Annotated in this window: 9 protein-coding genes and 1 pseudogene; 7 read left to right on the top strand and 3 right to left on the bottom strand. The window is 73.9% G+C overall.

Annotation, left to right across the window (positions count from 1 at the left end):
* Together ACSNOH_RS28370 and ACSNOH_RS28365 are read right to left on the bottom strand one after the other, a co-directional pair.
* Nucleotides 1-441: polyprenyl synthetase family protein (locus tag ACSNOH_RS28370; protein ID WP_436724288.1), on the bottom strand; the 441-nt coding region annotated here is incomplete at its 3' end.
* A 249-nt stretch (nt 442-690) separates the two neighbouring features.
* Nucleotides 691-1,737 carry a tetratricopeptide repeat protein gene (locus ACSNOH_RS28365; RefSeq protein WP_436724287.1) on the bottom strand — a complete coding sequence of 349 codons (1,047 nt, stop codon included), beginning with the start codon at nt 1,735-1,737 and terminating at the stop codon, nt 691-693.
* Nucleotides 1,738-2,081: 344 nt separating this feature from the next.
* Here ACSNOH_RS28365 and ACSNOH_RS28360 point away from each other — a divergent pair.
* The 3 genes and pseudogenes from ACSNOH_RS28360 to ACSNOH_RS28350 form a co-directional block, all read left to right on the top strand.
* Nucleotides 2,082-3,345: pseudogene (locus tag ACSNOH_RS28360) on the top strand (multinuclear nonheme iron-dependent oxidase); the annotation flags it as partial.
* A 221-nt stretch (nt 3,346-3,566) separates the two neighbouring features.
* Complete coding sequence (locus ACSNOH_RS28355) at nt 3,567-4,571, top strand: TIGR04222 domain-containing membrane protein (protein WP_436724286.1); 1,005 nt, start codon at nt 3,567-3,569, stop codon at nt 4,569-4,571.
* A gap of 102 nt (nt 4,572-4,673) precedes the next feature.
* On the top strand, nt 4,674-6,299 hold the full coding sequence (locus ACSNOH_RS28350; RefSeq protein WP_436724285.1) for a phospholipase D-like domain-containing protein: 1,626 nt from the start codon (nt 4,674-4,676) through the stop codon (nt 6,297-6,299).
* A gap of 192 nt (nt 6,300-6,491) precedes the next feature.
* Here ACSNOH_RS28350 and ACSNOH_RS28345 read toward each other — a convergent pair whose 3' ends face one another.
* Nucleotides 6,492-7,730 carry a serine hydrolase domain-containing protein gene (locus ACSNOH_RS28345; protein WP_436724284.1) on the bottom strand — a complete coding sequence of 413 codons (1,239 nt, stop codon included), beginning with the start codon at nt 7,728-7,730 and terminating at the stop codon, nt 6,492-6,494.
* Nucleotides 7,731-8,282: 552 nt separating this feature from the next.
* Here ACSNOH_RS28345 and ACSNOH_RS28340 point away from each other — a divergent pair.
* The 4 genes from ACSNOH_RS28340 to ACSNOH_RS28325 all read left to right on the top strand — a co-directional run.
* The gene (locus ACSNOH_RS28340) at nt 8,283-9,080 is read left to right on the top strand and encodes a phosphatase PAP2 family protein (RefSeq protein ID WP_436724283.1); all 798 of its coding nucleotides are present in this window, start codon (nt 8,283-8,285) and stop codon (nt 9,078-9,080) included.
* A gap of 168 nt (nt 9,081-9,248) precedes the next feature.
* The gene (locus ACSNOH_RS28335) at nt 9,249-10,436 is read left to right on the top strand and encodes an acyl-CoA dehydrogenase family protein (RefSeq protein WP_436724282.1); all 1,188 of its coding nucleotides are present in this window, start codon (nt 9,249-9,251) and stop codon (nt 10,434-10,436) included.
* 24 nt (nt 10,437-10,460) lie between these two features.
* Nucleotides 10,461-11,387: an oxygenase MpaB family protein gene (locus ACSNOH_RS28330; protein WP_436724281.1), complete on the top strand. Its 927-nt coding sequence runs from the start codon at nt 10,461-10,463 to the stop codon at nt 11,385-11,387.
* Nucleotides 11,369-12,460: serine/threonine-protein kinase (locus ACSNOH_RS28325; RefSeq protein WP_436724280.1), on the top strand; the 1,092-nt coding region annotated here is incomplete at its 3' end. The genes ACSNOH_RS28330 and ACSNOH_RS28325, both read left to right, overlap by 19 nt.

Raw genomic sequence — 12,460 nt, 5'->3', positions numbered from 1 at the left:
CGCGTGCCCGCCCCCGGACCCCGCCACCGTCTGCACGGCGAGCGCGAACAGGGCATCGCCCGTCAGGACCGCCGGGCCCGTGCCGAACGCCTTCCACGCCGCGTCACGGTGCCGCCGCCGCTCGTCCCCGTCCATGATGTCGTCGTGCACGAGCGAGAAGGTGTGCACCAGCTCGACGGCCACCGCCGCCTGCACCGCCTCCTGCTCCGGCGCCCCCACCGCCTCCGCGCCGAGCAGGGCGAACGCCTGGCGGACGCCCTTGCCGCCGGGCGACGTCCCCGGCGTGCCGTCGGCCTCGCACCAGCCGAACGAGAACGCGGCCATCCGGCCCGGCAGCGGGTGCAGCGTCGCCACGGCGGCTCTCAGCGCCGGCTCCACCAACTCCCTGGCACGGGCCGTCGCCTGGGGCGCGGGAGCGCGGAGACCGGTCTGCGGGGGCATGGGCTTCTCTTTCCTGTGGTGGCCCGGCACGGAGAAGTGGCACGGGCGAAGGACGTACGAGGCGGAAGACCGTACGAGGCGAAGGACGTACGAGGCGAAGGGCCTGCGCGACGGAGGCCGTACTAGGCGAAGGGCCTGCGCAAAAGGGGCCGTACGGGACCGGGCCGCCGGGCGACGGTGGCCGTACGGTCAGGCGGAGGCCCCCGTGGCCAGGCCGGGTCAGGCGCGGCCAGGTGCGGCCAGGTGCGGTCAGGCAGCCGGCCGGTCGCCGGCCGGTGCCACCCCCAGCTCGGCCCGCGCCGCCTCGACCATCTGCCGCGCGTGCAGCAGCCCGATCCGGCCGAGCGTGCGGTGCAGGTCGTCCAGCTCCGCGGCCGTCGCCTCGCGGTCGTGGCCCAGCCGGGCCCGGGACTTGACCAGGCCCAGCCGGGCCAGCGCCGCGCCCCGCGGCTCCGCCATCTCCTCGAACTCCGCCAGCGCTCCGCGGTAGCACTCCTCGGCCTCGGCATACCGGCCTGCGCGGAAGAGCACGTTGCCCCGCATCTTGTGGTTGTACGCGAGCGCGCTCACCAGCTTCATCCGCCGGCACGTCACCTCGGCCTCCGACAGCAGCTCCAGCGCCCGGCCGGTCTCGCCCCGCAGGGACAGCACGTCGGCGATCCCGCGCAGCGCCCACGCGTGGCCGCGGGCGTCGTCGGCCCCGCCCGCTATCTCCGCGGCCTCCTCGAACATCGCGAGCGCCGTGTCGTACGAACCGGAGTTGCGGTGCATCTGCGCGATGCCCTCCAGCGCCCACACCGTGTGGCGGGCCTCGCCGCGGCGCCGGGCCTCCGCCAGCAGCTGCTCGTGGAGCGCGCCGACGGCCTCGTAGTCGCCCTGGATGCGGCCGGTCTCGGCGAGGCCCGCGAGAGAGTAGCCGCGGGCGACGACGTCGCCGCCCCGCTCGGCGAGCCCGGCGGCCGTGGCGAGCCACCTGCGGGCGAGGGCCAGGTCGCCGCGCTGCCGGGCGAGCGTGCCGCCGCTCCACACGGCCCACGCCATCGCCCCCTGGTCACCGGCCTCCCGCGCGGCCCGGTAGCTCGCCTTCCAGGCGCGCTCGGCCTCCGCGACCCGGCCCAGCCGCCGACTCGCCTCGGCGACGGCCAGCTCGGCGTGCGCCGAGTCCAGGGCGGAGCCCGTCAGCTCGGCCTGCTGCCGCTGCTCGACGGCCTTGGCGAGCACTTCTTCGAGGGAAGCGTTCACCGAGAGGTCCTCCAGGGAGCCCCGGTACTCGGGAGCAAATGCCTTGCCGTACATGGTCCGCCTCACGTCGCGATACAGGTTTCCGGGAGTCCGGAGCCCCGGAATCCGGGATTCGGGATCGGCCGGGGAGGGGCCCGCCGCACGGCGGCGGCCCCCGCGCCCTGCTGATGATCAAGAAACTACGGCCCCGGACCACCGGCGGTAATCCGACCGTGAGGCGGTGTTCCGTACGTCTGAGGTCCGGCGCGAACGCCGCGTGTCATACGCGAGATGTACGGGGACCTTGGGGGCCGGGGGAGGATTTGTAGAGTGTCCCGCTGGGAAATCCCCTAGTACAGGCGTTCGGCCACAGCTGTTCGGCGCCAAGGGGAGCACGGGAAAGACGGGGGGGCGGGGCCATGAGCGAGTCCGGTGTGCCCGGCGCGCTGGGGACGGGGGTCGGCTGGCGGCCGGAGCTCGCCGCCGCTCTCGCGGGCCCGGTCCGCGCCGACTGGGTGGAGGTCGTGGCCGAGAATGTCTGCCCGGGTCATCTCCCCGAGCCGCTCCGCCTCCTGCGCGAGCGCGGCACGGCGGTGATCCCGCACGGCGTCTCCCTCGGCCTGGGCGGCGCGGACCGCCCGGACCTCGCCCGGCTCGCGGCGCTGGCCGAGCGCGCCGAGGCCCTCGGCTCGCCGCTCGTCTCCGAGCACATCGCCTTCGTACGGTCCGGGGGGCCGCTGACCGGCTCGCCGCGCATCGAGGCAGGGCACCTGCTGCCCGTGCCCCGCACCCGGGACGCCCTGGACGTCCTGTGCGAGAACGTCCGCATCGCGCAGGACATGCTGCCCGTACCGCTCGCCTTGGAGAACATCGCGGCCCTCATGACCTGGCCGGACGAGGAGCTGACCGAAGGCCGCTTTCTCGCCGAGCTCGTCGGGCGGACGGGCGTGCGGCTGCTCCTCGACGTCGCCAACCTCCACACCAACCACGTCAATCTCGGCCACGATCCGGCCGCCGCCCTCGACGAGCTGCCGCTCGACGCCATCGCCTACGTGCACGTGGCCGGCGGTGTCGAGCGGGACGGCCTGTGGCACGACACCCACGCCCACCCGGTGACGCGGCCCGTCCTCGACGTGCTCGCCGAGCTGGCGTCCCGCGTCGCCCTCCCCGGCGTCCTCCTGGAACGGGACGACGCCTTCCCCGGGCCGGACGAGCTCGCTGCGGAGCTGGACGCCGTCAGGGCGACGGTGGCCGGTGCCCGGCGCTCGCCGCAGCCGGCCCGGCGGCAGAAGGAGACCTCCGGTGTCTGACCCCAGGGACCCCACGGACCCCATGGCCGTAACGGATGTCACGGATGTCACGGATGTCACGGACGTCGTGGCCCCGTCGGACCTTGTGGCCCCCGCCGCCTCCCCGACCGACGCCGCACGCCTGCGCCTCGCCCAGGCCCAGCACGCCCTGCTCTCGGCGCTCGTCGCGGACGCGCCCCCGCCGCCCGGGCACGACCCGCAGCGCCTGCAGACGCAGCGCCGGGCACTGCTCGGCAAGCGCGCGGAGGTCGTGGCGAAGGTCGCGCCGGAGCTCCCCGCGATCCTGGGGCCGGACTTCCGGCGGCTGTTCCTCGACTACGCCCGGGGCCGGCCCATGCACCACGGCTACCGCCAGGACGCCCTCGACTTCGCCGCACGACTCCTGGAGACGGACGGCGCCCTGACCGGCCCCGGGCAACGGGAGCGCCTCGCGGAATGGCGGGCGGCCCAAGCGGCAACTGCCCAAGCGGTAACGCCCCACGCGACGGCGGAGCACGCGGAGGATCCCGCGGCCCGGCTCCGCCCGGCACCCGCCCGCCTCGCCTCGGCCTGGCGCACCCTGCGTTCGCGCATCACCCGAAAGGCAACCGACCTATGACCGCAGGCATCGTCGCGCTCACCGTCGCGATGTTCCTCGCCTTCCTGGCCCCCTCGGCCTGGCTGACCGTCACCCGCAGGCGCACCCTCGCCGGTCCGCCGCCCGCGCCGGGCGAACCCGGGCTGCTCGAAGTCGCCTACCTGCGCGGCGGGCCGGCCCGGGTGGTGGACACCGTCGTCGCCCGCATGTGCGAGGACGGGCGGGTCTCCGTCGACAGCACCGGCAAGCTCAAGGTGGAGCGGGCCTCCGCGGACAACGCCGTGGAGCGCGCCCTGCTGGCCCGCTGCGGCCCCGACTGGGGCACCAAGCTGTACCGCCTCAGGGTCTCGCTGCAGTTCGACGCCGCCGTCGACGGCGTCCGCAGCTCGCTCGTCAACCGCGGGCTGCTGATGTCCGCCGCCGCGCAGCAGAAGTGGCGGCGGGCCGCGGACGTGCAGGTGTGCGGACTCGTCGTCGGAGCCGTCATCGCCCTGGGGCTGCTCGGCGTGCCCGCCGCCCTCCCGGTGGCGATCGTGGGTCTCGCCGTCCTCGCGGGCGGCATCAAGCTCCGCATCGCGCACGGGCCGCAGACGGCGAAGCCCGGGTTCACACCGCACGGCCGGGAGTTCACCGACCGGCTGGGCACGGTCGGCCCCTGGCGCGTCCGCGCGTCGGCCGAGCACCCGGAGGGCGTCGCGGGCGTCGTCGCCATGCACGGCACGGACGGGCCCGAGCCGGACCAGCCGTACCTGCACCAGCTCAGGCTGGCGATACGGACGCGCCCCCGCACGAGCACGCCTGCGAAGACCTCCAAGTCCGCGAAGTCTTCCGCCGCGTCCTCGGCGTCGTACTCCTCGTACTCCTCGTCCGGCGGGTACAGCTGCTCCAGCGCCTCCAGCTGCTCCTCCGGCTCGCACCACTCGGGCCACTCAGGTCACTCGTCCCACTCCAGCTGCTCGTCCCACTCGTCCTGCTCCAGTTCGAGCTCCAGCTGTGGCGGTGGCAGCAGCTGTTCTTCCTGACCGGTTCCTCCTGAACGCTTCCTTCCGGTGAGCTGGTAGCTTCACCGGGTGATCACTTCATGATCACCTGGTCGTTACCAGCACCCCCGAAAAGGAAGCACCTTGGCTCGTCACCGGCTCCGCCGTTTAACCCGTACTGCACGTACCGCAGGTCCCGCGGCGCTCTCCGCCCTCGTCCTCGCCGCGCTCCCCGCGGCCCCCGCGTCCGCCGACTCCGGCACCCCGCACCTCGACGCCGTCGAACAGACCCTCCGTCAGGTCTCGCCCGGCCTCGAAGGCCGCGTGTGGGAGCGCACCGCCGGCAACGCCCTGGACGCCCCGGCCGGCGACCCCGCAGGCTGGCTGCTGCAGACCCCCGGCTGCTGGGGCGACGCGAGCTGCTCCGAGCGCCCCGGCACGCAGCGGCTGCTGGCCCGGATGACGGACAACATCGCGAAGGCCAAGCGCACCGTCGACATATCCACCCTCGCCCCGTTCCCCAACGGGGCGTTCCAGGACGCGATCGTCGCGGGCCTGAAGAAGTCGGTGGAGAACGGCAACAAGCCGAAGGTCCGCGTCCTCGTCGGCGCCGCGCCCGTCTACCACATGAACGTGCTGCCCTCGAAGTACCGCGACGAGCTGCGCGACAAGCTCGGCAAGGCCGCCGACGGCATCACGCTCAACGTCGCGTCGATGACCACGTCCAAGACCGCGTTCTCCTGGAACCACTCCAAGCTCCTGGTCGTGGACGGGCAGTCGGCGATCACCGGCGGCATCAACAGCTGGAAGGACGACTACGTCGACACCACCCACCCGGTGTCCGACGTCGACCTCGCCCTGACCGGCCCCGCCGCCGGCTCCGCGGGCCGCTACCTGGACCAGCTGTGGTCCTGGACCTGCGAGAACAAGAGCAACATCGCGAGCGTGTGGTTCGCCGCCTCACCCGGCGCCGGATGCATGCCCACGATGGAGAAGGACGCCAATCCCGTCCCCGCCCCGGCCACCGGGAACGTCCCCGTCATCGCCGTCGGCGGACTGGGCGTCGGCATCAAGGACTCCGACCCCTCGTCGGCCTTCCGGCCGGAGCTCCCCACGGCGCCGGACACCAAGTGCGTCGTGGGCCTGCACGACAACACCAACGCCGACCGCGACTACGACACGGTCAACCCCGAGGAGAGCGCCCTGCGCGCCCTCGTCGCCAGCGCGCGCAGCCACGTCGAGATCTCCCAGCAGGACCTCAACGCCACCTGCCCGCCGCTGCCGCGCTACGACGTCCGGCTGTACGACGCGATCGCCGCGAAGCTGGCCGCCGGCGTGAAGGTGCGCATCGTCGTCAGCGACCCCGCCAACCGGGGCGCCGTCGGCAGCGGGGGCTACTCGCAGATCAAGTCGCTGAACGAGATCAGCGACGTCCTGCGCAACCGCCTCGCGCTGCTCCCGGGCGGCGCGCAGGGGGCGAAGACGGCCATGTGCAGCAACCTGCAGCTCGCGACCGCCCGCAGCTCGGACAGCGCCAAGTGGGCGGACGGCAAGCCGTACGCCCAGCACCACAAGCTGGTCTCGGTGGACGGCTCGGCCTTCTACATCGGCTCGAAGAACCTCTACCCGTCCTGGCTGCAGGACTTCGGGTACATGGTGGAGAGCCCGGAGGCCGCCAAGCAGCTCGACTCCGAGCTGCTGGCCCCGCAGTGGAAGTACTCGCAGGCGACCGCGACCTTCGACTACGCCCGGGGGATCTGCCAGGGCTGACCTTCGGCGCCCTGGCGCGTCGATGCCCTGACGGCCCGCGCCCGGCGCAGGGCGCAGGACGCAGGGCGAGCGAGTGAACCGCGGCCCGCGGCTGGTGACAGCCGCGGGCCGCGTGCGTACGGGACGGCCGCGTGCGTACGGGACGGCCGCGTGCGTACGGGACGGCCGCGTGCGTACGGGACGGCCGGCGGGTCAGCGCAGCGTCATCACCTTCTGCGGCGAGCGCTCGGGCGTGCGGGCGGCGGTGTCCGCGGACGGCGCCTTGCCGCAGAACTCGGCCTCGGTCAGGGCAGTGAGGTCACCGCCCCAGTCGCCGTTCAGGTTGAACGCGGCGGTGTGCTTGCCGCCGGCCGTGGCGGCGGCCAGGCTGACGGAGCCGTGGATGCCGCCGGTGTGCGACCAGACGGTCACACCGCACGACAGCGGGATCTCGGCGACCCCGAGGCCGTAGCGGGCGCCCGGCATCTGCCCGCGGGTGGAGACGGTGGTCTGCAGCTCGCGCTGCTGGGCCCCGGGCAGCAGCTTCCCGCCGATCAGGGCCCCGTAGAAGCGGTTGAGGTCACCGGTGGTGGAGATGATCTCGCCGGCGGCCCAGCCCCAGGAGGGGTTGAGCTCGGTGGCGTCGAAGGGCTTCGTGCCCGGGTCCTCGGAGCCCGCCGTGGTGTAGGCCGTGCCGTGCGGGTCCGGCATCTTCGGCGACGTGCCCGGGAGGGTGGTGCCGCGCAGGCCGAGGGGCCGGATGACGCGCCGCTCGATCTCGGTGGCGTACGGATGCCCCGACACCTTCTCGACGACCATGCCGGCGAGGATGTAGTTGGTGTTGGAGTAGTTCCAGCCCGCGCCCGGCCGGAAGTCCGGCGCGTGCGACATGGCGACCTTCACCAGCTCGGCGGGGGTGTGGGTCTCGAAGCGGTGCTCGCGGAAGCCGGGGCCCAGCAGCTTCTGGAAGCCGGGGTCGGCGGTGTAGTTGTAGACCCCGCTGGTGTGGTTGAGCAGCTGCCGGACGGTGATCTTCCGGCCGTCGTGGCCGTTGCCCCGGACCACGCCGGGCAGCCAGTGGTCGACGGAGTCGTCCAGGCTCAGCCTGCCCTCGGCCTCCAGCTGGAGGAGGACGACGGAGGTGAAGACCTTGCTGACGCTGCCGATGCGGAAGCGGTCCTGGGCCAGGCGCGGGCGTCCCGTGCCGAGGTCGGCGACCCCCGCCGACCCCTGCCAGGTGCCGCCGGCGTCCCGGGCCTGCCCCAGGACGCCGGGTATGCCCGCCCGGAGCTGGGCCTCCATGGCGCTGCGGGTGGCGGAGTGCCGGTCGTGCCGCCCGGCGGCGTCGCCGTCGGCCGTGGCGGCCGCGGCGGGGACGGTGAGGACTGCCGCGGTCATCGCCGCGGTGGCGAGCGCCCCGGTCACGGCTCTGCGGACGGTGCGTACGTTCATGGCGTGCAAACCCCTCTGCTCCGGTCGGTGTGCGGACAGGGGGCAGGACCCCGCCCGGACGTCCGGGGTTGATGGGCCTCGTGAGTAAGGAGTGGAATCCGGCCACCAGGAAGGGGGGAATCCGGTTTGAGGCAGGGTGCGCGGCAGGGTGCGCGGCAGACCGGAGATTCCCCACAGAATCCGCCGCGAGGGAACCGGGGAGGGCGGTCGCGGCGTCCAGGGTGACCGCTCCGCTCCGGGGGGACCGCCCACGATCGGCTGAATCCCGCTCTCCGCGGCCGCCGCGGCGCCGGACTGTCTCCCCCTTCCGGCATGGTCCGCGTCTCACGGTCCGGTGCTCCTCCCTCACGCAGAGTGCTCCGTGGCCGGTGAGCGGCTCCCACCGGCGGCGCGTGCGGGCCGCCCGGGACGGGCGCCCCCGAGGGGGTGCGGGCGCGGCGCGTGTAGCTTTGCCGTACAGCCGTGCCGTCGTCCGTCTGCGGCAGGCGATCGTCACCTTCGCGTGTACTGCCGTGCCGGTACCGCCCTAACGATTCAAAGGACGCCCCACCCATGCCGTACGTGCGCCACTGGTTGCGCAACTCCGTCCTGCTGTTCGCCGTCGCGATCACGCTGGGCCTGGTCGCCGTGCACACCGACCTCATCCAGCCGCACGACCTGAAGCTGGACCGCACGGTCCAGACCACCTTCCGCACCGGGTGGCTGAACGTGGTCATGGAGGGGGTCAGCGCCCTCGCGTCCCCGGTCGCCGGCGTCCTGATCCTCGCGGCCTGGAGCGGCTGGCTGCTGTTCGTGCGGCGCCGTCCGGTGACGGCGGTCGCCACGTTCCTCGTCGTCGCGGTCGGCTGGAACAGCACCCAGCTCGCGAAGGCCATCGTCGCCCGGCCGCGGCCGCCCAGGGAGTTCATGCTCGACCCGGAGATCGGCTCCAACAGCTTCCCCAGCGGCCACACCGCCTTCACCGTCGCCATGGTCATCGCCGCGTACTTCCTCCTGCGGGAGTCCCGCCACCGGCGGACCGTCCTGGTCGTCGGCGCCTTCGCCGTGCTGCTCGTGGCCTTCTCCCGGTGGTACGTCGGCGCCCACTACCCGACCGACACCCTCGGCTCGGTCCTGATCGCCTCCTCCGCGATCCTCTTCGTCACCGGCGTCTGGCACGCCTGGCTGCTGCCGCGGCTCTACCGCATCCCGCTGCTGGAGCGCTTCGGCCTGGACCAGGAGCTCGCCGAGCTGGAGGCCGCGGAGCACGGCGGCCACCACGGCCACACCCGCCCCGTGCCGCACAGCCGGCGCCGCGGCGGGGGCGGCACCCCCGCCGGTGGGCGCCACCGCCGGCACGCCGGCCGCTGACGGCCGCGGCGCCGTCCGCCGCTTCTGACGCTTCTGACAGGACCTCGCAGGGCTGACGCCCTGCGAGGTCTGTTGTTTCTTCGCCTTCCGCTGTTTCTCCGCCTTCCACATTTCTGGAACAGGTTCTACGGTGTGCGCCGTCGGCGCGGGCGAGACCCTGGAGGGGCCGTGGACCTCGAATACACCCCGGAACAGCAGCGCTTCCGCGCGGAGCTGCGCGACTACTTCGCCGGGCTGGTCTCCGGCCGGGACCCGGGCAGCCACGACGACCCCGCCGCGCAGAAGCGCTTCTACCGCGCCACGATCCGCCGCCTCGGCGCGGACGGCCGCCTGGGCGTGGGCTGGCCGGCCGAGTACGGCGGCAGCGGCCGCACCCCCATGGAGCAGTTCATCTTCTTCGACGAGGCCGCCCAGGCCGGCGTGCCGCTGCCCCTGATGGCGCTCAACACCGTCGGCCCCACGCTCATGCAGTTCGGCACCGCGGAGCAGAAGGCGTACTTCCTGCCGCGGATCCTCTCCGGCGAGCTGGACTTCGCCATCGGCTACAGCGAGCCCGGCGCCGGCACGGACCTCGCCTCCCTCACGACGCGCGCGGTGCGCGACGGCGACACCTACGTCGTCAACGGGCAGAAGATCTGGACCACCAACGGCGACAGCGCCGACTGGATCTGGCTGGCCGTCCGCACCACTCCCGTCACGGACGGCACCCCGCCGCACAAGGGCATCACGCTCCTCCTCGTACCGACCAGCGCCCCCGGCTACTCCTGCACCACCATCAACACGCTTGCCTCCCACAGCACCACCGCGGGCTACTACGAGGACGTGCGCGTGCCCGTCCGCAACCGCGTCGGCGAGGAGAACCAGGGCTGGCGGCTGATCACCACCCAGCTCAACCACGAGCGCGTCACCCTCGCCGCCCACGGCGCCACCGCGATCCGCGCCCTGCGCGACGTCCGGCGCTGGGCCGCCGCCACCAAGCTCGCCGACGGCCGGCGCGTCATCGACCTCGGCTGGGTCCGCACCCGGCTCGCCCGCACCCACCTGCGCCTGGAGGCGATGAAGCTCCTCAACTGGCAGATGGTCGACGCCCTGCAGCGCTCCGCCCTCACCCCCCAGGACGCCTCCGCCGCCAAGGTCTACGGCTCCGAGGCCCGCCGCGACGCCTGCGCCTGGCTCATGGAGGTCCTCGCCGCCGCGGGCCCCCTCAAGGAGGGCTCCACCGGTGCCGCCCTCCACGGCGAGCTGGAGCGCGCCTACCGTGCCGCTGTGATCTTCACCTTCGGCGGCGGCAACAACGAGATCCAGCGGGAGATCATCTCCTGGATCGGCCTGGGGATGCCGCGCGTGCGCCGATAACCTGACGACGACGGGAGGTGCCCCATGCCGCAAGCCGACCCCGGGCTCTTCGGGCCCGGTTCGGTCACCTGGCAGCTGCACGGCGACCCCATGATGTGGATCGCCGGGGTGCGCGCCCTGTGGCTGCAGGCGCTGCACCCCCGCGCCGTCCGCGGCGTGACGCAGAACTCCGACTTCCGCAAGGACGCCTGGGGCCGGCTCCTGCGCACCGCGGACTTCGTCGGCACCACCACGTACGGCACCACCGAGGCCGCCGAGCGCGCGGGCGCCGCCGTCCGCCGCATCCACCGCCGCCTGTCCGCCACCGACCCGGACACCGGCGAGCGCTACCCCGTGGACGACCCCGGCCTGCTGCTGTGGGTGCACTGCGCCGAAATCGACTCCTACCTCCACGTCGTCCGCCGCTCCGGCATCCGCCTCAGCGACGCCCAGGCCGACGCCTACTACGCCGAACACCGGCAGTCCGCCCGCCTCGTCGGCCTTGACCCTGCCGACGTGCCGGACACGGCCGGGCGGATGGCCGCCTACTTCGAAAAGATGCGCCCCGGGCTCGCCCTCACCCCCGAGGCCCGCGGGGTCGACGCCTTCCTGCGGCGCCCGCCCGTGCCGCGCGCGGCGGTCCCGGCGCGCGCCCTGGTCTGGGGGCGGGCGGCCTCCCTCGCGTACGCCGCGCTGCCTCCCTGGGCCCACGAGCTGTACGGCCGGCCGGCACCGCCCCCGGCCGTCGTCACCCGGCGGCTGCGCACCGCGGGCGCGGCGCTGCGCCTGATCCCCGCCCGCGTCCGCTGGCAGCTGCCGCCCAAGCACATCCTCCGCGCCGTCGCGAGACTCGGGGCCGGTAGCCGTCCTTCCGTCTACAACCTGCACAGACGGGCCGCCATACTGGACGGGCCGGGGGAAGCGCGGGGCATCGACGGGGGCGGCGGCGCGGGATGGCGGACACCAGGCTGATCCAAGGGCGGTACCGCCTGCTCGAACGCATCGGGCGGGGCGGCATGGGCGAGGTGTGGCGGGCGCTCGACGAGTCGCTCGGCCGGCAGGTCGCCGTCAAGTGCCTCAAGCCCATGGGGCCCCGGCACGAGCCGTCCTACCTCCGGGTGCTGCGCGAGCGCTTCCGCCGCGAGGCGCGCGTCGCGGCCGCGCTGCAGCACCGCGGCATCACCGTCATCCACGACTTCGGCGAGTCCGACGGCGTGCTCTTCCTCGTCATGGAGCTCCTCGACGGCCGCAACCTCAGCGAGCTCCTGGAGGACGCCTGCGGGCAGCCGCTGGCCGTGCCCGACATCCTGGATATCGCCGAGCAGGTCGCCGCCGCCCTCGCCTACACCCACGGGCAGGGCGTCGTCCACCGCGACCTCAAGCCCGCCAACGTCATGCGGCTGACGGACGGCAGCGTGAAGATCTGCGACTTCGGCATCGCCCGGCTCGGCGACTCCATCGGCTACTCCTCGCTCTCCTCCCGCCTCACCGGCACCGGCATCGCCATGGGCACCCCCCACTACATGTCGCCCGAGCAGATCGGCGGCGGCCCGGTCGACCACCGCAGCGACCTGTACTCCCTGGGCTGCGTGCTGTACGAGCTCGCCACCGGCGCCCCGCCGTTCGCCATGGACGACGCCTGGGCCGTGCTCGTCGGCCACCGGGACACCGCCCCCGTGCCGCCGCGCACCCACCGGCCGGAGCTGCCGGAGGACTTCGAGCGCATCGTCCTCGGCCTGCTCGCCAAGGACCCCGACGACCGCCCTCCCGACGCCGCGGACCTCCACGCCCGCCTGCTCGCGCTGGAGCCGACGGCCCGGCCCGTACGCCCGGTGACCGTCCACCGCACGCCGCCCGAGCGCCGCCCGCGCCCCGTGCGGGCGTCCGTCCGGCTGCCCGAGCCACGGCTGCCCGGCTGGGCCAGGAACATGACCACCGGCTCCAAGGCGACCGGCCCCGGCCCGCGGCCGGCGCTCCCGCCGGACCCGGCGGCGGCGCTCACGGGTGCTTGGACAGAGGGGCCGAAGGGGCCAAGGGGGCCGTGG

This window comes from Streptomyces sp. URMC 127 (assembly GCF_051386535.1).
In the GTDB taxonomy this organism is placed as follows: domain Bacteria; phylum Actinomycetota; class Actinomycetes; order Streptomycetales; family Streptomycetaceae; genus Streptomyces.
This window is presented reverse-complemented; position numbering and strand designations above follow the sequence as displayed.

Excerpts from the sequence above, each read along its gene's own strand:
- ACSNOH_RS28365 (WP_436724287.1), bottom strand. The coding sequence starts at position 1,737 with ATGTACGGCAAGGCATTTGCTCCCGAGTACCGGGGCTCCCTGGAGGAC.
- ACSNOH_RS28355 (WP_436724286.1), top strand. The coding sequence starts at position 3,567 with ATGACCGCAGGCATCGTCGCGCTCACCGTCGCGATGTTCCTCGCCTTC.
- ACSNOH_RS28345 (WP_436724284.1), bottom strand. The coding sequence starts at position 7,730 with ATGAACGTACGCACCGTCCGCAGAGCCGTGACCGGGGCGCTCGCCACC.
- ACSNOH_RS28340 (WP_436724283.1), top strand. The coding sequence starts at position 8,283 with ATGCCGTACGTGCGCCACTGGTTGCGCAACTCCGTCCTGCTGTTCGCC.
- ACSNOH_RS28330 (WP_436724281.1), top strand. The coding sequence starts at position 10,461 with ATGCCGCAAGCCGACCCCGGGCTCTTCGGGCCCGGTTCGGTCACCTGG.